This window comes from Sphingomonas sp. PP-CE-3G-477 (assembly GCF_003050745.1).
Classification (GTDB): Bacteria; Pseudomonadota; Alphaproteobacteria; order Sphingomonadales; family Sphingomonadaceae; genus Sphingomonas.
In genome coordinates this window covers 1-21,478 of record NZ_QAOF01000004.1, presented here as the reverse complement: position 1 = coordinate 21,478, position 21,478 = coordinate 1, and the positions used below count along the sequence as shown (strand labels likewise).

11 protein-coding genes, 1 tRNA gene, 1 rRNA gene and 1 pseudogene are annotated in these 21,478 nt (G+C 63.0%); 8 read left to right on the top strand and 6 right to left on the bottom strand.

Annotated elements, in window-relative coordinates:
• The first annotated feature begins 75 nt into the window (after positions 1-75).
• From C8J45_RS09565 to C8J45_RS09550, 4 genes are all read left to right on the top strand, one after another.
• Positions 76-2,619, top strand: coding sequence for a TonB-dependent receptor (locus C8J45_RS09565; RefSeq protein ID WP_107963033.1), 2,544 nt, complete (start codon positions 76-78; stop codon positions 2,617-2,619).
• 73 nt (positions 2,620-2,692) lie between these two features.
• Positions 2,693-4,078: a M20/M25/M40 family metallo-hydrolase gene (locus C8J45_RS09560; RefSeq protein ID WP_107963273.1), complete on the top strand. Its 1,386-nt coding sequence runs from the start codon at positions 2,693-2,695 to the stop codon at positions 4,076-4,078.
• 207 nt (positions 4,079-4,285) lie between these two features.
• Positions 4,286-5,359, top strand: a complete 1,074-nt coding sequence (locus C8J45_RS09555) for a phosphatidylinositol-specific phospholipase C1-like protein (protein ID WP_107963032.1) — start codon at positions 4,286-4,288, stop codon at positions 5,357-5,359.
• Positions 5,359-6,084 carry a phosphatase PAP2 family protein gene (locus C8J45_RS09550; RefSeq protein ID WP_107963031.1) on the top strand — a complete coding sequence of 242 codons (726 nt, stop codon included), beginning with the start codon at positions 5,359-5,361 and terminating at the stop codon, positions 6,082-6,084. Before C8J45_RS09555 ends, C8J45_RS09550 begins: the two co-directional genes overlap by 1 nt.
• A 32-nt stretch (positions 6,085-6,116) precedes the next feature.
• Here the strand turns inward: C8J45_RS09550 and C8J45_RS09545 are convergent, their stop codons facing one another.
• The 4 genes from C8J45_RS09545 to C8J45_RS09530 all read right to left on the bottom strand — a co-directional run bounded on the left by C8J45_RS09545 (position 6,117) and on the right by C8J45_RS09530 (position 12,695).
• Positions 6,117-8,798: a TonB-dependent receptor gene (locus C8J45_RS09545; protein ID WP_107963030.1), complete on the bottom strand. Its 2,682-nt coding sequence runs from the start codon at positions 8,796-8,798 to the stop codon at positions 6,117-6,119.
• Between the two features lie 327 nt (positions 8,799-9,125).
• Positions 9,126-11,867, bottom strand: a complete 2,742-nt coding sequence (locus C8J45_RS09540) for a TonB-dependent receptor (RefSeq protein ID WP_258191389.1) — start codon at positions 11,865-11,867, stop codon at positions 9,126-9,128.
• A gap of 301 nt (positions 11,868-12,168) precedes the next feature.
• Positions 12,169-12,363 (bottom strand): hypothetical protein, encoded by a 195-nt coding sequence (locus tag C8J45_RS09535; RefSeq protein WP_107963028.1) that lies wholly within the window; start codon positions 12,361-12,363, stop codon positions 12,169-12,171.
• Positions 12,360-12,695 carry a hypothetical protein gene (locus tag C8J45_RS09530; RefSeq protein WP_244655701.1) on the bottom strand — a complete coding sequence of 112 codons (336 nt, stop codon included), beginning with the start codon at positions 12,693-12,695 and terminating at the stop codon, positions 12,360-12,362. Before C8J45_RS09530 ends, C8J45_RS09535 begins: the two co-directional genes overlap by 4 nt.
• A 226-nt stretch (positions 12,696-12,921) precedes the next feature.
• Here C8J45_RS09530 and bamA point away from each other — a divergent pair, with 226 nt between their 5' ends.
• The 4 genes and pseudogenes from bamA to C8J45_RS09515 all read left to right on the top strand — a co-directional run bounded on the left by bamA (position 12,922) and on the right by C8J45_RS09515 (position 20,538).
• Positions 12,922-15,540, top strand: coding sequence for an outer membrane protein assembly factor BamA (bamA, locus tag C8J45_RS09525; protein WP_107963027.1), 2,619 nt, complete (start codon positions 12,922-12,924; stop codon positions 15,538-15,540).
• Between the two features lie 280 nt (positions 15,541-15,820).
• Positions 15,821-18,961, top strand: coding sequence for a TonB-dependent receptor (locus C8J45_RS09520; RefSeq protein WP_181321179.1), 3,141 nt, complete (start codon positions 15,821-15,823; stop codon positions 18,959-18,961).
• A gap of 86 nt (positions 18,962-19,047) precedes the next feature.
• Positions 19,048-19,311 (top strand): annotated as a pseudogene (locus tag C8J45_RS19740) (hypothetical protein); the annotation flags it as partial.
• A gap of 144 nt (positions 19,312-19,455) precedes the next feature.
• Positions 19,456-20,538: a sulfotransferase gene (locus C8J45_RS09515; protein ID WP_258191386.1), complete on the top strand. Its 1,083-nt coding sequence runs from the start codon at positions 19,456-19,458 to the stop codon at positions 20,536-20,538.
• A 336-nt stretch (positions 20,539-20,874) separates the two neighbouring features.
• Here C8J45_RS09515 and C8J45_RS09510 read toward each other — a convergent pair.
• Both C8J45_RS09510 and rrf read right to left on the bottom strand, forming a co-directional pair.
• Positions 20,875-20,951 (bottom strand) — tRNA-Met (locus C8J45_RS09510).
• Between the two features lie 88 nt (positions 20,952-21,039).
• Positions 21,040-21,154, bottom strand: a 5S ribosomal RNA gene (rrf, locus tag C8J45_RS09505).
• Between the last annotated feature and the right edge of the window lie 324 nt (positions 21,155-21,478).

Below are 21,478 nucleotides of genomic sequence, written 5' to 3'. Positions count from 1 at the left end.
CCCGCGAAGCTTCGTTTGACGTTTGTTGCGCCGCAACACAGGTTGCGGACACAAATCGTCGTGGGGGCAACGGGCATGCACATATTCGATCGTCGCGTAGTCATCGCGTCGCTCCTGGCGTCATCTGCCATCGTTTCGCCAGCCATTGCGCAAACCGCGACCACCGCCGTGCCGACCCCGGACGCCACCGCGCCTCAGGCAGGCGAATATGAGGGCGACATCGTCGTCACCGCGCAGAAGCGCGACCAGAATATCCAGAACGTCCCGATCAGCATCCAGGCGATCGGCACCAAGCGGCTCGACGATCTCAACATCTCCAACTTCAACCAATATACGCAGTTGCTGCCGTCGGTATCGTTCCAGACGACGCAGCCCGGCTCGACCGTCGTCTACATGCGCGGCGTCGCGTCGGGTGGCGACGGCAATCATTCGGGCCCCCTGCCCTCGGTCGGCACCTATCTCGACGAGCAGCCGGTGACGACCATCGGCGGTACGCTCGACGTCCACATCTACGACGTCGCCCGGATCGAGAGCCTCGCCGGGCCACAGGGGACGCTCTACGGCGCCTCATCCGAAGCCGGCACGATCCGCATCATCACCAACAAGCCCGACACCAGCGGCTTCTACGGCCGCGTCGATGGCGAGGTGAACAGCGTCAAGTCGGGCGGCATCGGCAGCAAGATCGAAGGCATGCTCAACATGCCGCTGTCGCAATCCGCAGCGCTGCGCGTGGTCGGATTCTACCAGCGCGACGCCGGCTATATCGACAACGTCGCCGGGTGCCGCAGCTATCTGCCCGAGCCCACCGCGACCTCGTGCACGTCGGCGAATGGCGGCATCGTCGTCGACAACGCTGCATTCGTGAAGAAGAACTACAACGATACCGAGACCTATGGCGGCCGCGCGGCGCTAAAGGTCGATCTCGACAGCAACTGGACCGTGACGCCGACCGTGCTGTACCAGGAACAGCGCAACCACGGCACCTATGGCTACGACCCCAAGGTTGGCGATCTCCAGGTCCAGCATTTCTTCCCCGAATTCCGCCGCGATCGCTTCATCCAGGGCGCGCTGACGATCGAGGGCAAGGTCGGCAACTGGGACGTCACCTATGCCGGCGCGTATCTCGACCGGAAGACGTACACCTCGAGCGACTATACCGATTACGCCGAAGCGTATGACTCGGCCTATTCCTCGGTCGGCGGGCTGGCCGGCTATTTCTACTATCAGGACAATGCCGGCCGAACGATCGACCCGCGCCAGAAGATCATCGGCACCGATCACTTCAAGAAGACGAGCCAGGAACTGCGCGTCGCGTCGCCCGTCGAGGACCGGTTCCGGATCGTCGCCGGCGCGTTCTACCAGCGCCAGACCAACGCGATCTTCCAGGATTACCAGATCGCCAATCTCGGCACCGCGGTGTCGGTCAACGGCTCGCCGGGTACGTTGTGGCTGACCAAGCAGGAGCGCGTCGACAAGGATTACGCGATGTTCGGCGAGGCAAGCTTCGACATCCTGCCGAACCTGACCGCGACCGCGGGTGGCCGCGCGTACATCTACGACAATTCGCTGATCGGCTTCTACGGGTTCGGGCGCAATCCGGCGGTCGATCCGGACGATGGCCGCCCCTTCACGGCGACGCCGTTCAATGCCGCGGGCAGTAGCCAAACGGGCGTCGCAGGCTGTTATCTGGCGAACGGCCAGACCCTGCGCGAAGCCTATCTGAATGGTGGCGATACCTCGACCTTGCTGCCGGCGGCGGTATCGGGCTCGCCCTGTACGAACCTCGCGACGTACACGACCACCGGGCTGATCCCGAAGCGGACGCAGGGGCAAGGCGCGACCTATCGCTTCAACCTGACGTTCAAGCCGAGCGACAAGGTGCTCGCCTATGCGACCTTCTCGCGCGGCTTCCGACCGGGCGGGATCAACCGTCGCGGCGACGTGGCACCGTACGACGCGGATTTCCTGACCAATTACGAACTCGGCCTGAAGACGACGCTGTTCGATCGTCTCCGGTTCAACGCGTCGATCTATCAACAGGCCTGGGACAAGTTCCAGTTCTCGTTCCTCGGGCTGAACAGCTTCACGATCATCCAGAACGGCCCGAACGCGCGGATCAGGGGCGCGGAGGCGGATGCGAACTTCTCGACCGGCGGCCTGTCGCTGACCGCGGCGGCCTCCTACACCGACGCGAAGACGCGCAACGATCTGTGCGCAACACAGACCTGTAGCGGCACGGGTCTCGACGTGCTTGCGCCGAAGGGCACGCGCCTGCCGATCACGCCGCGCTTCAAGGCGAGTGGGACGGCGCGCTACAGCGTCCCGGTCGGCACGGCAAAGGCGTATATCCAGGGGCTGGTCGCACACCAGAGTTCGGCAGCCGCGGACATCCGACTGGAGCAGGCTGCGAGTTTCGGCCGGCTCAAGGCTTATACGACGGCGAATGCGTCGATAGGCGCGGAGCTGTCCGGCTACACGCTCGAGCTGTTCGTCCAGAATTTGTGGGACGAACGCGCGCAATTGTCGCGGTTCCAGCAATGCGGGACGTGTTCGCAGCGCACCTACATCGTGAGCAGTACGCCGCGCACGATCGGCCTGCGTGCAGGCGCGAAATTCTAGGGTAGATGCACGGCGACGGTTGCGATCCTCCCCTGCGCGGGGGAGGATGAGTTTTCTTCGAGGAACGATGACGATGACGTCCAAGATCAAGCTTCTTCTGGCCTGCACGGCCGTGATGACCGCCCTGCCCGCAACGGCACAGACGCAGGCTGCCGCCACCAACGGCCTCGAAATCGCCAAGAAGATGATCGCGTTTCGCAGCGTGCGCGGCCCCGGCAACCAGACTCCGCAACTCGCCGCGTATCTGAAGGCGACACTGGTCGCGGGCGGCTTTCCGGCAGGCGACGTGACGATCACGCCGGTCGACGACACCGCGTATCTGATCGCGACATGGAAAGGCAGCGATCCGGCGCTGAAGCCGATCGTCGTCTCCGGCCATATCGACGTGGTCGAGGCCAAGCCCGCTGACTGGCAGCGTGATCCGTTCACCGCGGTGGTCGAGAACGGCTATCTCTACGGCCGCGGCGCGACTGACATGAAGCTCGACGCCGCGCTCGCGATCGCGACGCTGCTCGACATGAAGAAGGCCGGCTACACCCCCAAGCGCGGCATCGTCCTCGCGCTGTCCGGTGACGAGGAAACCGTGATGAAGACGTCGTCGCTGATCGCCGACCGGTTGAAGGCCAGCGAGATGGCGCTCAACATCGACGGCGGCGGCGGGCTGTACGCGGAAAACGGCAAGGCCGAGTATTTCACGATCGGCGCCGCCGAAAAGACCTATGCCGACTTCCAGCTCGAGGTGACGAACCCCGGCGGTCACTCGTCCGCGCCGCGGAAAGTCAACGCGATCAACGCGTTGTCGGCGGCATTGGTAAAGATCGGCGCCTACCGCTTCACGCCGCAGCTGTCGCCGATCACCAAGGGCTATTTCGAGGGCGTCGCGCCACGCCAGACGCCCGAACTCGGCGCGGCGATGCGCGCGTTCGTTGCCAATCCCGCCGACCAGAAGGCGATCGAGACGCTTGCCGCCAATACGGGGTATGTCGGGCAGATCGGCACGACCTGCGTCACGACGATGGTCAATGGCGGCCACGCGCTGAACGCGCTTCCCCAGCGCGCGACCGCGAACATCAACTGTCGCATCTTCCCGGGCGTGAAACCCGCGACCGTCATGGCCGAACTGGCGAAGGTCGCGGCCGATCCCGGCGTGAAGTTCAGCGACGTCACCGAAGGTTCGAACCCAACCGACGCATCGCCGCTGCGCGCCGACCTGACCGGCGCGGTCAAGGCGGCGATGGGCAAGATCCGCCCCGGCGTGCCGGTCTTCCCGAGCATGTCGGCGGGTGCGAGCGATTCGATGTGGTATCGCTCGGTCGGCGTGCCGAGCTACGGCGTCAGCCCGATCTTCATCAAACAGTCGGACGATTTCAGCCACGGCCTCAACGAACGCACCCCGATCGACAACATCCCGCTCGCGGTCACCTATTACCGCTCGCTGTTCACCGACCTGACCAAATAACGCGAAGACCCGCCGTGCGGCCAGGCCACCGCGCGGCGGACATCGTGACACGTTCCGCCTCGCGTGGTCACGGCGACGTCATGAAACCGTCCCGCCACTGTCACGACCCGACCCCATAGCGCCGGACGACGTCCGCCTGCACGACCGATCTTCGATCGTGCAGTACGGGGCGTGGCGTCGTTCGAATTGAGATCGGGGACTACGGACATGACGCGATCGATCGTGGCGGGACTCGCCATCGCACTCCTTACCCAGTCGGCGGGCGCACGCGACAGGCCGATGCCGCTCCGGGTCAACGATGTGGCGGTGATCGGCACGCACAACAGCTACAAACAGCCGATGCCTGCCGCGACGATGGCAAAGGTCCGTGCGATCGACCCGGCGATGGCCGATGCGCTCGATTACTCGCACCGCAGCCTCGTCGAACAGCTCGATGCCGGCGCGCGGCAACTCGAGATCGACGTGAACTACGATCCGCAGGGCGGGCATTACGCGCGAGGCTCCGACGATCCGAAGCTCAAGCGGCCGGGCTTCAAGGTGCTGCACATCCCCGGCATCGACAACGCATCGAGCTGCGTCCTGCTGACCGAATGCCTGACGATCATCCGCGACTGGTCGGCAAAGCATCCGCGTCACGTACCGATCCTGCTGATGTTCAACGCTAAGGACGAGCAGAACGCCGCGCGTGGCGGGATCGATGCGCTGCCGTTCGATGAGGCGGCATATGATGAGCTAGATGCGGAAATCCGTTCGGTGATGGCGCCCGGCAAGTTGATCGTGCCAGATGACGTGCAGGGCCGCTATCCGACGCTCCGAGAGGCGGTGCTGGCCGACAACTGGCCGTTGCTGGAGGCATCGCGCGGGAAATTCCTGTTCGCGCTCGACGAACCGCCGGCCAAGGTCGCGGTGTACCGCGGCAAGCGGCGCTCGCTCGAAGGGCGCGTGTTCTTCATCAACACGGACGAAGCCTCGCCCGCGGCCGCCTATCTGACACTCAACGATCCGGTTCGTGACGCAGCGCGCATCCGCAGCGATGTCGCTGCCGGCTTCATCGTCCGCACACGCGCCGACGCCAATACGCGCGAGGCCCGCGCCAACGACACCGTCCCGCGCGACACCGCGCTGGCGGGCGGCGCGCAATATGTCTCCACCGACTATCTCTGGCCCGATCCGCGCCTCGCCGGTGGCTATCACGTCGCGCTGCCCGGCGGGCTGATCGCGCGCTGCAATCCCGTGCGCCGTCCCAAGGGCTGCGGCGATCTCGACAAGGGTATCAAGTGATGCGGACGCTCGCTCTCCTGGCCGTGCTGACGCTGGCCACCGGCGCGACCGCATCGACCGACTATCTGCTCGACCAGCCGATGCCGGACCTGATGAAAGTCCTCCCCGCCCCGCCCAAGCCAGGCTCGCCGCAGAACATCGACGATCGCGCGACATTCCGCCAGACACGCGCGTTGCTCGGCACGCCGCGCGGCGACATGGCGACGCGCGACGTGACCGACGATCGCCTTACCGTCTTCGCCTGTGCGATCGGGCGCAAGCTGGACGCGACGTCATCCCCTGCCCTCGCCCGCATCTTCGCTCGGATGGGTGACCAGGGCATGGTCAGGCGCGCCAAGGACGGCTTTGCGGTGCGACGCCCGTATCTCAACGACGACCTGCCGATCTGCGAACCCAAGACCGCGCATCTGGCGGGTAACGGCGATTACCCGTCGGGGCATACGACGTCGGGCTGGTCGGCGGCACTGATCCTGGCCGAACTGATGCCGTCGCGTGCGACGCAGATCCTGCGCCGCGGCCGCCAATATGGCGAAAGCCGGTATATCTGCGGATCGCACAGCAAAAGTGCGGTCGAGGCGGGCTATATGGCAGGCTCGGTCTTGGTCGCGATCCTGCACACCTCCGCCGGCTTCCGACGCGACATGGATGCTGCACGCACCGAACTCGCCGCCGCCGGCACCGCACCTAACCCGGCACGATGCCTGACGGAGGCCGGCGCGGAGTAAGGGCGTTACCCCCTGCCACGCCGGCCTGCGGGTCAGAATTCGGCCCGCACACCGAACAGCACGGTCCGGCCCCAGTAGTTGATCTCGCCGAACCGCACGTCCTTGTCGTTATACGTGTAAAGATGCGCGCCCGACAGGTTGATCGCCTCGAGGCTGAACGTCACCCGGTCGGTCGCCTTGAGCGAGATGTTGCCGTCGAGCGATCCGAACGGCGCGGTATAGACCGGTGCCTGCGTCGTGCTGCCGGTGCCCGACAGATACCGGTCGCGCCAGACATAGGAGAGCCGGGTCGAGATCGACCCCTTCTCGTAGAAGCCGGTGATGTTGGCGCTGTTCTTCGACAGCCCGATCAGTTCGTCGCGGATCGGCCGCGCGCCCGCGGTGTAGCTCGCCTTGACCGAGGTGTGCGTATAGGATGCCTGCACGCCGAGACCGTCGAACGGCGCGGGCAGGAAGGTGAAGACCTGGTTGTACGCCGCCTCGACACCGTACACCTTGGCATCGCCGCCATTGACCTGCGTCGAAAGCAGCACCGCGCCGCGGCCGGGGATCTCGATGTTGACGTTCTGCTGCGTGATATAGTCGTCCATCGCCTTGTAGAACACCGCGCCCGTCAGCGAACCCGCGCGATTGAAATACCATTCGAGCGATCCGTCGAACTGCGAGGCCAGGAACGGCACCAGCTGCGGATTACCGCCGCTCGCGGTCGGCGCGTCGGTCGACACGGTGATCCGCGGCGCGCTGTCGGTGACGTTCGGCCGCGTCAGCACGCGGCTCGCGGCAAGACGTACGACCAGGTCATGCGTCAGTTCGGCGCGCAGGTTGAAGCTCGGCAACCAGTTGTTGAACGTCTTGGGGAAACTTGCCGGCGTCGCGACATTGCCCGTGGTCAGCGTACCGTTCGCGACCTGATCGGTGTGGACATAGCGCACGCCGACATTCCCGGTGACCGGCACTGCGCCGACATCGAAGCCGTAATCGGCGCGGGCATACGCGCCCAAGATCTTTTCCTTCACGACGAACGACGAGCGCAGATCGCCTGCGGTCAGCGCCGACGCCTGCACCGCGGGGGTGAAGAACGCGTCGAGATAGGCCTGCGTGACGGGCACCAGGAACTGGCGCAGCGTGTTGCCCGAGACGCCCTTCAGGAAATCGTCGTACGGCAGTTGCTCGTACGCACCCGTTCCAAGACTCGACAGCGGCGTGTTGGCGGCCGGATTGACGTTGAAATCGCGGCGGAAATAGTCGCGCTTGCGCCAGTGATATTCGCCACCGACGGCCAGCTTGGTCAGGAATCCGTCGAAATCATAGGCGAGATCGGCGCGGGTGTAGAAATCCCAGTCCTTGCTGTTCTTGGGCGCGATGTTGAACTGGTAGAGCTGGTAATTGGCGGGATTGGTCGGATCGACCGTCGTCGTGAAGGTCGGGATAGTCTTGTATCCCGCCGATCCATCATAGGTCAGCGGCGCGAAGAAGATCGCGCGGCTGCGTACCGTGCCCTCGTTGTAATCGGGGTGATAGCTGTGCGCGCTCGACCAGTTGACGTTGCCCGACGCGTGCCAGCGGTCCGAGTTCCAGGTCTGGCGCAGGCCGATATTGAGCAGGTCGTGACGGTTGAGACTGTATTCGCGCGACGCCATGAAACGCACGTCGTTGATCGTCGCGCCGACCACCGTATCGCCGTCGAGCCTGACGCTGCCGGGCACGATCACCGGGCGATGCCCCGCGACGCTCGCGTCGTCGGGATAGATGTCGAGGCCGAACTCGTCATAGGCCACGTCGAGCCGGGTCGCGAGAATGTCGAGCGTCGTCTCGAATTCGGCATTCGGCTTCCACTGCGCGGAGACCATGCCCGAAATACGCTTGCGGTTCTCGGTCTCGATCGTCGGGCGCGTGCGCGTCGGCGTATAGAGACCGGTCGCGAGACCACCCGCGGCGGGCGCCGTGAACCTGTTGAGGTTCCACCCGAAATTGAGGAAGCGATCGTTGCGGACCGCCTTTTCCCAATATTGCGCCCCGGCCAATATGCCGAACGTGCCGCTGGCGTTGGTCGCGCTCGTGATGACCGTCGCGTTCGGTTTCACCTTGTCGGTCTGGCTCGTATAGGTGCCGCGCAGGTTGACCGTCGTCTTGTTGCCGACGTCGAGTGGGTGGAACGTCTTCACGTCGATGTTACCGCCGAGCGCGCCTTCGGTCATGTTCGCGGTCGGCGTCTTCACGACGTCGATGCTCGAGGTGAATTCGGCGGGCAGCATCTCGAAACGGAACTGGCGACCGTTGGCGCCGCCATTCTCGATCATGTCGTTCAAGGCGACCGTGCTGCCGTTGAGCAGCGTGCTCTGGAACTGCGGCCCGAGCCCGCGGACGCTGACGTACAGCCCCTCGCCGCGCGGGCGGGTGATGGTGACGCCCGGGATCATCTGGAGCGCTTCGGCGACGTTCTGCGTCGGGAACTTGCCGATGTCGGTCGAACTGATCGAGTCGACGCCGTAGTCGGCGCGGCGCTTCGTCTCGGTCGCCGCGCGAAGGCTGCGCGCGTAGCTGCCGGTGACGACGATCTCGCCGTTTTCGTCGGTGCCGTCGTCGCCGGGAGCCGGCTGGTCGGCGCGCTTCGGAGCGTCCGCCTGCACCTGCGCCTGAGCCTGCGCGGTCGCCGCCCCCGTCAGCAAGATGAGTGAAACCGATGCCCGAAGCAGGCCCTTGACCATACGCATTGTAGAAAGTCCCCCGTGGCGACGCTGCCACTCCCGGCGCCATTACGTCCGGTTCGGGTCAATTTTGCGAAGCGTTCGAGACAGTATCGTTACGGGTTGCGACACGGTGCCGACGTCTGCGACGAACCGGACACGCTGTGCGGTCCATCGCGCATGCATGACGCCCGATACCGGGGTGATACCGGGGCGGACCGGGCAACCGATGCTCCGCTGACGCACGAATACCCCGCGATCGTGGCCGATGGCAGGGTATCCGGCTGTCTCATACGACGAGGGCGGTTGCCCACGCTCCTCCCCCGCTGAGGGGAGGGGCGCCATGGTCCGGTCCTAGAACTTGATGTTCGTGCTGACGAAGAACGCACGACCATAAGGGTCGTAGGTCGACGGGTAGGTGTTCGCCTGCTCCTGGTTGTCGCCCAAGATCGGCGGCTGCTTGTTGAAGATGTTGTTGACGCCGACCGTCCAGGTGAAACCCGGCTTGACGTCGAACGACGTGGTGAGGTCGAAGTAGTTGTAGGCCTTGATCTTCTCGACCGCATAGACGGTGCCGCTGTCGTCGTCCTTGACCGACGACAGGTAGCGATACAGCACCGACACGGTCACGGGGCCGGTCGAGTAGGTCGTACGAGCCGACAGGCGCCATTTCGCATAGGGGTTGCCGCACGTCTGGCCGAACTTGCCCGCGCAGTTGATCGTCAGATCGGGGATCGCCGCCAGCGGGTTGTAGTCGAAGGCGATCAGGCGCGTGCCGCTAATCCGGAAATCGACCTTGCTGGTCGCGCTGCCGAATGCACCGAAGTTCAGCGGCATGCCGTAACGAGCCTCGAAATCGACGCCCCGGGTCGTCACGCCACCGGTGTTCGCCAGTGTGTTGGCGGCATCGGTGATCGCGTAGCTGTTCGAATCGCGCGGCAGCGATGCGCAATAGCTCGAGTCATACGGCGTATACCCATTGTCCGCATCGCCGTAGCAGGCGCGGATCAGGTTCGTCGTGCCGACCGTCGAGATATAGTTGGCGATCTTGATCTTGTAGTAATCGGCGGTGAACGAGAAGCCGGGCAGGAAGCGCGGCTGGAGGACGATGCCCGCCGTGTACGTGTCGGAGGTTTCCTCGCGAAGCGCGGGGTTGCCGCCATTGACCGTCTGGATCTGCGTGCTGCCACCGTCATAGGCGGTGCCGATCAACGCGGCCGGAACACCGGTCGCGACGCAGCTCGCGTTCAGGTTGGTGTTGGTGAGCGCGATTGCGGTAGTGCAGGGATCGGTCGCCGCCGGGAAGTCCTGCGCCGAACCGCTGTAGAGATCCGACACGGTCGGTGCGCGAACCGCCCGCGAATATTGGCCGCGCAGCGAGATGTCGTCGATCAGCGACCAGACCACGCCACCCGAATAGGTGTTCACCGATTTCGCCGCGGTCGAATAATAGGAATAGCGATAGGCGCCATTCACTTCGAGCTTCTTGATGAACGGGATGTTCGCCAGCAGCGGCACCGCGACTTCGGTATAGGCTTCCTTGACGTCATAGCCGCCGCTCAGGCCTTCGCCCGCGTTGAAGCCGACGACGTCGCCCGACGACAGCGCGAAGTCGGGATTGTAGCTGCCGTGCTCGCGGCGATATTCGGTGCCGAACACGATGCCGACGGGGCCCGCGCCGAGATCGAACAGGTTGCGGTTCGAGATCGACGCGCTGGCGACCTGCTCGCTGATCGTGCTGGTGTTCTGCACCGGGATGGTGATGAACGCCGCTGCCGCCGCACTGATGTTGCCCGCACCGTAGATGTTCAGCGGGACGCAGCCGTTGCTGGTATCCGAGCAGACCAGATTGCCATTGGCATCATAGCTGGTGCGCAGTGCCTGCAGCACGCGGCTGTTCGAGACGTTGCCGATCTGCGTCTCGATCGATTTCGTGCGCGAATAGCTATAATAGGCGTCGTAGTTCCAGCCGCCGCCGATGTCGCCATTGGCGCCCAGCACCGCACGATAGGCCGTGTTGTCGAGGCTCGATACGCGATCGCCGACTTCGGTCAGGCGGCGATAGATGGTCGAGGTGACATAGCCGTCGCCGTCGGGGTCGAGGCCCTTGAGCAAAGCCTGCGATGCGGGCGACAGGAACGATGAATCCGCATCGATCTCCACCGATCCGGTGTACGGCGTCGGCGCCAGCTTGTTCTTGACGCGGTTGTTGATGAACTGGCCTTCGGCATAGACGTTCAGCGCGGGGCTGACCTCGTAATGCGTCTGCGCGCTCATCAGGAACCGCTCCTGCGGGACCTGGAGGTAATTCGACGGCGCGTAATTATACGCGTCGGTCGTCGAATCATACGGGGTGTAGCTGCCGTCGGTCTCGAACTTGCGATTGACGCCGCCGATCGCGAACCGCGTGCCTTCGATCGAACCCGAGCCGCCGGCGATCAGGCCGCCCTCCCCGTCGTCGACCTGCGCCTGCTTCGAATAGTCGCGGGCCGACTGGAGGATGCCGTTGCGCTTGGTATAATCGAAATAGATCGTCGCATTGCCGCGGCCGTCTTCGAAATTGCCGCCCAGCAACAGGTTGCCGTTGAAGTTGCCGCCATCGCCCGCTTCGTTGATGCGGTAGTTCGCGTTCGCCTGGACGCCGCTGAAGTCCTTCTTCATCACGAAGTTGACGACGCCCGCGATCGCATCCGAACCATAGACTGCCGAACGGCCGCCGGTGACGATGTCGACGCGCTCGATCAGTGCGGCCGGGATGGTGTTCAGATCGACGATCTGGTTCGCGTCATAGGCGACGTAGCGGCGGTTGTTGACGAGCACGAGCGTACGCGTCGAGCCGAGCCCGCGCAGATCAGCCGTAGCGACGCCGCCGCCGGGATTGTTTGATGCGCCGGTGGTGCTCGGGATGAGCTGCGGCAGGTCCTTCAGGACGCTTTCGACGTTGATCTGGCCGGAAAGTGCGATCTCCTTCGCGCTCACCACCGAGATCGGCGACGCCTGCTTCAGGCTGTCGCCACCCAGGCGCGAGCCCGTCACGACGATCGTATCCCCATCTGCAGGCGCTGCCGGATCGGCGGGCGTTTCCACGGGTGCCACGGTCTGTGCATAGACCGGAGTAGCGACTCCAAGCAGAAGCGTAGACGCCAGAAGGCGCTTGCGAAAATCCAGACGCATGTCGGTACTCCCTGAACCGCAATCCCATGTATTGCGGCAATTTTGTGCAATTACGGATTGGTTCCGCGGCTTCGGTCTGCGGCCGTAATCGGGGATCGACAATGCCTATTTGGTCATCGAAACGTCATCGACGGGATGTGTTGTACGGTCGGCACGGTTTGCTACGTTCTATTGCATGATTACGGCTTCGCACGACGCGCGATGACGGCGGAGACACACCGGCTCAACCCGTCATCTCTCTCGGTGCCAGTTCGAACGGCGCGTGCGACACCGTGGTCGGAGCGGTGCGCGCCACTCCGGCGAACACGATCCTCCCCGTGCCGCGAATGGCACCATAGGCTGATGGTGCGCCGGTAATCGGCCAGGCGGGGATCGGCGCGGCGGGGATCGGCGCGGCGGGGACAGGTGCGCGCGTCATTGAAACGTCGCTCCGCTCGCCATCGCCTTGCTCGGGCTGAGCCCCTGCTGCTCGAGGAACTGGTTGAGCCCCGCGACGAGATCCTGCGCGGCCCCACTGGTCAACGCGACGCGACCGACGACGACGCGGTCGACCGATGGCGGCTGGCGCGCGTGATCGCAGCGTGCGCTCTCCAGCGTCAGCACGATGACGCCGTTCAGGTTCGCGAATCCCGATAGCCCGGTCGCGAAAACCTCAGGGGCGAAGGGATTGTCGATCAACGCGGGCAACGCCGCTGACTGGGGCGACGACGGTTGGGGTTCCGACGGAACGCCCTTGATGGCGACACGCATGATGCTGCTCCTTGCAATTGGCGGGGGGCTGAACGAGCGCCCGCCGCGTGCCTAAGCCGCCCGAATGTCCGCGGCATTTCCCTCGCGACATCTCCGCGACACATCCCGGTGCGACTGCCAGCGAGCGGTTGGCGGATGTTGCAGCACTGTCGCGGATCGGACACCTTTCAACATCCCGAGGAAACATCCTCCGTCGATGCGCCCGGCTCACCCCGGAGATGCATGCATGATTTTCGATTTGGGCGCCGGTTCCATGGCCTGGGCCATCGCAGGAACGCTGGCCACCGCGTCCGGCACCACGCCGCAGCAGGCCCCCAGCCTGCCCGGCAAACCCGCCCAACCGACCACGGGCACCGCCCCCGCCACGACCCAGACGATCAAGACCCTCCGCGTCGAGGGTGCACAGCGTATCGAAGCGGAAACGGTGCTGAGCTACACCAAGCTGCGGGTCGGCGTCCCCTACACCACGGAGACGCTCGACCAAGCTCTGAAGGACCTGCAAGCAAGCGACCTGTTCGCGGACTATTCGATCGCCGGCGTCGCGGATGGCAACATCGTCCTGCGCGTACGTGAGAACCAGATCATCAACCGCGTCATCATCGAGGGCAACAAGGCGCTGAAAAGCGACAAGATCACGAAAGAGGTCAAGCTCGCGCCGCGCCAGATCTTTACGCGCACAGCGGTCCGCCAGGATGTTGCGCGGATCATCGAACTCTATCGCCGCCAAGGCCGGTTTGCGGCGGTGATCGACCCCAAGATGGTGACGCTGGACCAGAATCGCGTCGACGTCGTCTTCGTGGTCAGCGAAGGACCCAAGTCGAAGGTCCGCCAGATCAACATCCTGGGCAACACCGTATTCTCCGATACGCAGATCCGCGCGCAGATGGCGACCAAACAGGCCCGGTTGAGCCGCCTGCTGTCGTCGGCCACCAGCTACGACCAGGATCGCCTGTCGTACGACCAGCAGAAGCTCCGCCAGTTCTACCTGACGCAGGGCTATGCGGATTTCCGCGTGACCTCGGCCGTTGCCGAGCTGACGCCGGACAAGAAGGACTTCATCATCACCTACGTGGTGGAGGAAGGGAAACGCTACAAATTCGGCGACGTGAGCGTCGACAGCCAGATCCGCGAGTTTGACGGCAAGAAGCTCGCGGCCACGCTGCCGCTCAAGAAAGGCGACTGGTACAATGCCAAGCTGGTCGAGGATTCGGTCGACAATATCAGCCAGACCGCAGGCCTGTTCGGGTACGCGTTCACCGAGGTGAACCCGGAGTTCCAGAAGGACGCCGACACGCTGACGATGGGCGTGAACTTCAATATCGCCGAAGCCAAGCGGACCTATGTCGAGCGGATCGAGATCAACGGCAACACGCAGACCAAGGACAAGGTCGTCCGCCGCGAGATCCGTCTGGCGGAGGGCGACGCGTTCAACAGCTTCCAGGTGAAGCGCTCCGAAGACCGGATCAATTCGCTGGGCTATTTCCAGGACAAGATGGCCATCAAGCAGCTTCCCGGCTCGGCCCCCGACCGCGTCGTGCTGGAGACCGATCTCGAGGAGAAATCGAGCGGCGAGCTGCAGCTCTCGGCGGGCTATTCCAGCCTCGAAAGCTTCATCGCTACGGCGAACATCACGCAGCGCAATTTCCGCGGCATGGGCCAGGAACTGCGCGCCGGGGTCAGCTATTCGGCGTATTCCAAGTCGGTCAATCTGGGCTTTACTGAACCGTATCTGTTCAACACCAACGTAGCGCTCGGCGGCGATCTCTTCCGCCGCGACTACAGCTCGTACAGCACGACCGGCGACAGCAACGACACGACCTACGAACAGGTCTCGACCGGCTTCCAGATCCGCGCCGCGGTCCCGCTCACCGAATATTGGTCCGCCACCGCGCGCTACGGATTGTCCTACGACCAGGTCACGCTCGATGCCGATACCTATTACACCAACGGCGTCTGCGATCCCGGGATCGCCGGCACGTATCTGTGCGACGCGGTCGGCAATCGCTGGACCTCGTCGATCGGCTATTCGCTGGTGTTCGACAGCACGAACAGCCGTACCCGACCGAGCAAGGGCAGCAAGTTCTCCGTCAGCCAGGATTTCGCGGGGCTCGGCGGCAACACCAAATATATCCGCAGCACCGCGAACTACACCAAATACATGGATCTGGGATCGAGCTTCATCCTCTCGGCGCATGCGGAGGGTGGCTATATCAAGGGGCTTGGTCAGGACGTGCGGCTGACCGATCGCTTCTATCTGGGCGATCCGCAGATGCGCGGCTTCGACATCCGCGGCGTGGGGCCCCGCGTGACGCGCACCTATTACGACACGACGACGGTGCCCGCGACGCTGTCGAACACCAGCGGCACGACAACGCAGACCGCGCTCGGCGGCACCGCGTATTATCAGGCGCGTCTCGAACTCGAACTGCCGATGGGTGCCGGCGCACGCGAACTCGGCCTGCGTCCGTCGATCTACATGGACGTCGGCGCGGTATTCGGTGGCAAGACGCCGACGCTGGCTGACACCTGCGCTACCGCCAACGCAGCCTCGGTCGCGTGCGTAGCTGGCACGCGCCAATATACCGACGGCTCCGGCAACCTGCTGTATCTCGATGCCGCGGGTGCCAGCACGACCACCAACACCGGCACGCCGTACACCTACGCGCTCGGCACTTATAAGGAGACCTATTCGGGGAACACCGCGAGTCCGCGCCTGTCGGTCGGCATCGGCGTCAACTGGACCTCGCCATTCGGTCCGCTGCGGATCGACCTTGCCAAGGCGCTGCTGAAGGCACCGGGTGACGACAGCAAGCTGATCACCTTCAATATCGGCGGCCAATTCTGAGTCCTGCGCGTTCGCGTGCCCAATTATTGTGCACTGCGGCAATACCTGTCTAAATTACAGGCAAAACCGTGGGCGTATCCACCAAACTTGTGTCATTTGCGCTACAGTTATGTGCTAATTTGCGACCGTCTCAATCATCGTCTTTACATTAACATGTCGGATTGTTCATCTTCGCTTCATGTTCTCACATAGCCGCCTGTCTTGCGGTCAAAGGGAACGCATCACACTCGAGACATCACGGCAAAAACCAGTGTTCTCGAGTACAGCGGGGGAAACGCAGATGATCACGTTACCGAACTATCTACGTAGCGGTGCGGCACTCCAGGCACTGGCGCTATTGGGCGCAGGCCTTACGGGAACATCTTTCTTGGCCTCTCCGGCCGCCGCGCAGGATTTCACGAACGTTACTGCGACCGGGCGAGTCGTGGATTCGGCGGGCAAGGGCATCAGCGGGGCAACGGTGACGGTGACGTCCAATGCTCAGGGTTTCACGCGCACCGCGACCACGGACTCCGGCGGCTCCTACCGCGTTCCCGCGCTTCCCCAAGGTGCGTATACCTTCACGATCGAAGCACCGAACTTTCCGACCTTTACCGATGCCAACGTCAACCTGACTCAGTCGACCGCCGGTAACGAATTTCAGCTCTCCGCAGGCGATGCGGCCGGTAGCGGCGAGATCGTCATCACCGGGCGTCGCGTTCAGGTTTCGGACTTCGATCGCACCACGACCGGCGCGGTCATTCCGATCGGCGAATTGGCAAGCCGCGTTCCCGTTGCCCGCGATCTGACGTCGGTCATCCTTCTGGCGCCGGGCACCGCCGCTGGCGACAGCGCGTTCGGCAACCTCGCTTCGGTTTCTGGATCCTCGGTCTCGGAGAACATCTTCTTCGTCAACGGCCTGAACATCACCGAATTCCGCGAAGGCCTGGGAGCAGTCGGTGTTCCGTTCGAATTCTACAACACGATCGAGGTGAAGAACGGCTCGATTCCCGCCGAATATGGTCGTTTTACCGGCGGCTTCGTCAACGCGACCACGAAGTCGGGCGGCAATGACTTCCACGGCGGCATGTTGTTCAGCTACGAACCGAACTCGCTTCGCGAGGATGCGAAGAACACGTTGATCGACTACAACAAGCAGGACGACCAGACCCGCCTCCAGACCAACTTCTATCTGTCGGGTCCGATCATCAAGGATCACCTGTTCTTCTACGGCCTTGCGCAGTTCAACGACAATTCGCGTGGCGATACGCTGCTGAATTCGAGCGTCGCGACCGCAGTGACGGGCAGTACCGGTCTGCGCCGCGAGAACCAGTCGACGCGATCGCCGTTCTTCGGCGGCAAGATCGATGCGATCATCACCGATGGCCAGCGTCTCGAATTCACCTATTTCGACTCGACCCAGAAGACGACGCGCAACAGCTACACGCTGCTGGATTCCAATGGCCTTGCCTACAATACGGTTCGTGCAGCCAACCCGAGCATCGGCGCTCCGGTGCTGGGCGGCTACCAGAGTACGGTTGTAGATCGTATCGGCGGTGAGAATTACGTTGGTCGCTATACGGGTCAGTTCACCGATTGGCTGACGGTCTCGGCAGCCTATGGCAAGAACAAGAACCAGGACATCAGTGGATCCGGGGATGATTCCTATCCATTCATCAGCGATACGCGCCCCGGCGGCGGTGCATTCGGAAACCCGCTCAACGCGATCAGCGAGTCGAGCGACGAGCGCGAATTCTATCGCGGCGATGCCGAATTGTACTTCAACCTGCTCGGCAAGCACCACATCAAGGGTGGCTATGATCGCGAGAACCTGACGTCGAACACGACGACGGCGTATACCGGTAACGTCGCCTATACCTATGCGGTGGCGCAGGATGGCGATCCGTTCGCGCCTGCCGGTACGCAATATGTCGCTGCACGGACATTCGTGAATGGCGGTATCTTCAAATCGAAGAACGAAGCATTCTACATTCAGGATGCGTGGGCGCTGTTCGACAACCGGCTGACGCTGAACCTCGGCGTTCGTAACGACCGGTTCGAGAATAAGAACGTCAACGGCGATACCTATTTCAAGTCCGGCAACCAGTGGGCGCCGCGCCTGAGCTTCTCCGGCGATCCGTTCGGCGATGGCCTGACGAAGATCTACGGCTTCTACGGGCGGTATTTCCTGCCGGTGCCTGCCAACACGAACATCCGCCTGGCCGGCGCCGAACTCGATTACACGCGCTACAACGTCCTGAACGGGGTCGGCGATCGCAGCCTTCCCAACATTGGTTCGGCATTACTCTTCGCCGGTGGAGCGCCCTGCCCGGATACAGGTACACGGAACTGCGTCATCACTGGGGATGGCACCGCGACGCCAACGGACGCCACCGTGTCGCAGAACCTAAAGCCGCAGTCGGTTGACGAGTTCGTGTTGGGTATCGAGCGCAATTTGGGCAGCGGTATCCGCGTCGGCATGTTCGGCCAGTACCGCAAGCTGAACGAATCGCTGGAGGACGTGGCGATCGACGCTGCCGTCAACCAATATTGCGTCGACAACAACATCGGGGGCGTCGGTGAGGCGGCACGCGCGGCGTGCTCGTCGATCTACAGCGGTTTCCACCAGTACGTGCTTACCAACCCGGGCGCCCCAGCAAAAATCCAGTTGTCGGACGTACTTCCAGGCGAGACCACGATCCGCACGATCGACTTTACCGGCGAGCAGCTCGGCTATCCCAAGGCACGGCGTACCTACAAGGCGGTGACGGTCACCTTCGACCGCGATTTCGACGGCGTCTGGAGCCTCAACGGTTCGTACACCTACTCGAAGAACAAGGGTAACATCGAGGGCGGTGTCCGGTCCGACAACGGTCAGACCGACTCCGGCCTGACCACGGCATTCGATCAGCCTGGGTTGACGAACGGCGCTTACGGGTATCTCCCAACCGACAACCGCCACAAGTTCAAGCTGTATGGATCGTACGCGCCCACCAACTGGCTGACCCTGGGAGCGAACTTCTCGGCCCAGTCGCCCCGCCGCTTCGGGTGCCTTGGACGTGTTCCGGACTCTGTCGACTCGTTCGCCGGCGATTATGGCGCCGCGGGCTTCTACTGTAACGTCAATACCGACGGCTCGATCAGGACGACCCCGTTCGCAGCGGGCGAGGCCGTTCCCGAGCGTCAGTTGACGCCACGCGGTTCGGTCATAAAGTCGGATTGGCAAACCACCACGAACATCACGGCGGCGATCAAGGTGCCATCCGACCTGTTCAGCGGTACGTTCCGGATCGACGTGTTCAACGTCTTCAACGAGAAGGCGGTACTGGACGTGCGCGAACTCGGCACGCAGGCCAACGGCGCGCCTCGCGTCGATTTCGGTACGCCGGTCAGCTATCAGGCTCCCCGCTACATTCGCTTCCAGCTGGGCTTCGACTTCTAAGCGAAAACCCGCGCAACGCGGAGAGGGAGTCGACGATCATCGGCTCCCTTTCTGCGTTCGATGTCATTTCGGGAAGCTACACATCGATGGCCACCGCCGCTGATTTCATCGCCGCACTCAATCGTCGCGATCGGCCCGCTGCCGTCGATGCAGCCAACCGCCTGGTTGCGAGCAATGCCATGCTTGGCGATCAATGGCAGGCGATCGCGCGGTTTGCCGTTCGCGTCGCAGAATGGCCCCTCGCGATCGATGCGATGCGTCGCTTTGTCGCGCGCAAGCCAGGCGATCTCGATCGCACGCTTCAACTTGCAGACATTTTTGCCAGTGCCGGACGTCTCGACGACGCAATCGCGCTGATCGCGCCCTTGGCTCAGCGCGCACCAGGCGATGCGCGATTGCACCACCTGCTGGGCACGGCATATATCCAGGTCGGTAACGTTGCGTCGGGACTCGACCACCTCAACGCGGCGGCTCGGATCTGGCCTGCCTCCGGCATGACCTGGCTCGCGATCGCCAGTGCGCAACGCTATGCATCCGGATCTACGGCGTTCGCGGCATTGCTGACCGCAGACCGGGATACGGCGCGTGCCGCCCCAACTGCACGAGCGGCGTACCTGTATGCAATGGGCAAGGCGTGGGAGGATCTCGGCGAATATGATCGTGCGTTCGACGCGTTCGACATGGGTGCGACGTTGATTCGAGGCGAACGTCCATGGGATGCCGATGGCGACGAGGCGGCAGCGCTCGCGTTGGTGAAGGAGTTGGATCGGTCCTGGCTGGACGAAGCCGCGCTGCCCGACCTGGGACCAACCGGCCCGATCTTCGTCACCGGTCTCCCGAGATCCGGGACAACCCTGCTGGATCAAATCCTGGCAAGTCATTCCGTAGTCTCGAGTGGTGGCGAATTGAACTTGCTCGAGGTCGCGACTGGCGACGCTGGCGGGAGTGTTGCCAGCATGGTCCGCAGGCATTTCGAGACCACGTTGGACGCCGAGACAGCCTGGGGCCCAATCGGTCTTCTGTACCGGCATCTCGTCGAGCAGCGCGGGGCACCTAGCGCGCGGTTCGTAGACAAGAGCCTCGATACGAGCCGCTATGCCGGGTTGATCCGCCTTGCGATGCCGGATGCCCGCCTGATCTGGATTCGTCGCGATCCTCTGGATGCCGCATGGTCGTGCTTCCGCACCTATTTCAGCCAGGGCTTGGGTTGGACGTTCGGGCTCGACACCATAGCCCGGCATTTTGCGGCCGAGGATGTGCTGTTCGAACACTGGAGTGGCGCGTTAGGTTCGCGGTTGCTCGTGGTGCCGTATGAGGAACTCGTCCAGGACATCGGTGAATGGGTTCCGCGTATTGCGCGCCACGCGGGGTTGGCTTTCGAACCGGCCATGCTCGACTTTCATCGTTTGAAACGGTCGGTGACGACGGCAAGCGTCGCCCAGGTTCGCCAGCCCCTCTATCAACGCGCAGTGGGCGGTTCGGCGCCTTACGCCGCACGGTTGGCGCCGTTCGTGGCAGACTACGCACAAGCCAAGGCTGCACTAGCTTCTAAAGTCCCGGTCGGTGATCGGGCGTAGGCGCGTTCTCCATTCTTACCCTGCCATCACCCGCGTCCCAGGCGGGAGCTACGGGAATCGGCTCGGCATGCTCGCCTTTCCTCGTCTCATCTGAAGGGCGCCGGAATCTACCGCTATGTGCCCGCGATATTACAGAACGATATGTCTACGGTGGATTCGAAGGTAGCTTCGCTGTCCGGAAAACAATCTTACCGACGATTTAGAACGGCGCATGCCTTTGAGCAGGAATGCGGTCATTTGATGGAGCATCACGGCCGCTGAATTCCCAGCGGCGCAGCGGCGTGTAGCGCGAACGCACGAAAGCCCCGGGCTGTGGGCCTGGGGCTTTTGTGGTTTTGGTTGCGGGGACAGGATTTGAACCTGTGACCTTCAGGTTATGAGCCTGACGAGCTACCGGGCTGCTCCACCCCGCGACGGTCCGGCGGTGCGGACGTTGGGTGTAAGGGACGTTGTGAATGGGTTTGTGATATGTGTGTGTATGCATGTTGCACGGGCTTCAATGCCTGGCGACGACCTACTCTTCCATCGCTTGAGCGATAGTACCATTGGCGCAGTCGGGTTTCACGGCCGAGTTCGGAATGGGATCGGGTGGGACACCGACGCTATAGCCACCAGGCAATGGAGCCGGTGCGACATGCGTACGCGTCATATCTGGGTCCCTCAGCGTTGCTTTGCAGCGTGGCTGAGGGTTTTAAAATCGATACCGTGCAAGGTCGTGGTATATTTGTGACCAATCCCTCGACGGCGAGGGGATTGGCAATCTGGCGTCGTCTTAATCATCCGCACAATCGAATGGCTAGCTGGTTACCGGGCACCCATCAAAGTAATACTTTGATGGGAACCTGACCCAGTGTTGTCATTGATGGTGTGAGACTCTCAAGCGCGAATAGAGCAATTAGTATCGGTTAGCTCCATGCGTTACCGCACTTCTACATCCGAT

Coding starts and splice junctions, on each gene's coding strand:
- C8J45_RS09550 (WP_107963031.1), top strand. CDS start 5,359: ATGCGGACGCTCGCTCTCCTGGCCGTGCTGACGCTGGCCACCGGCGCG.
- C8J45_RS09515 (WP_258191386.1), top strand. CDS start 19,456: ATGACCTGGCTCGCGATCGCCAGTGCGCAACGCTATGCATCCGGATCT.
- C8J45_RS09535 (WP_107963028.1), bottom strand. CDS start 12,363: ATGACGCGCGCACCTGTCCCCGCCGCGCCGATCCCCGCCGCGCCGATC.
- C8J45_RS09545 (WP_107963030.1), bottom strand. CDS start 8,798: ATGCGTATGGTCAAGGGCCTGCTTCGGGCATCGGTTTCACTCATCTTG.
- C8J45_RS09530 (WP_244655701.1), bottom strand. CDS start 12,695: ATGCGTGTCGCCATCAAGGGCGTTCCGTCGGAACCCCAACCGTCGTCG.
- C8J45_RS09560 (WP_107963273.1), top strand. CDS start 2,693: ATGACGTCCAAGATCAAGCTTCTTCTGGCCTGCACGGCCGTGATGACC.
- C8J45_RS09565 (WP_107963033.1), top strand. CDS start 76: ATGCACATATTCGATCGTCGCGTAGTCATCGCGTCGCTCCTGGCGTCA.
- bamA (WP_107963027.1), top strand. CDS start 12,922: ATGATTTTCGATTTGGGCGCCGGTTCCATGGCCTGGGCCATCGCAGGA.
- C8J45_RS09555 (WP_107963032.1), top strand. CDS start 4,286: ATGACGCGATCGATCGTGGCGGGACTCGCCATCGCACTCCTTACCCAG.
- C8J45_RS09520 (WP_181321179.1), top strand. CDS start 15,821: ATGATCACGTTACCGAACTATCTACGTAGCGGTGCGGCACTCCAGGCA.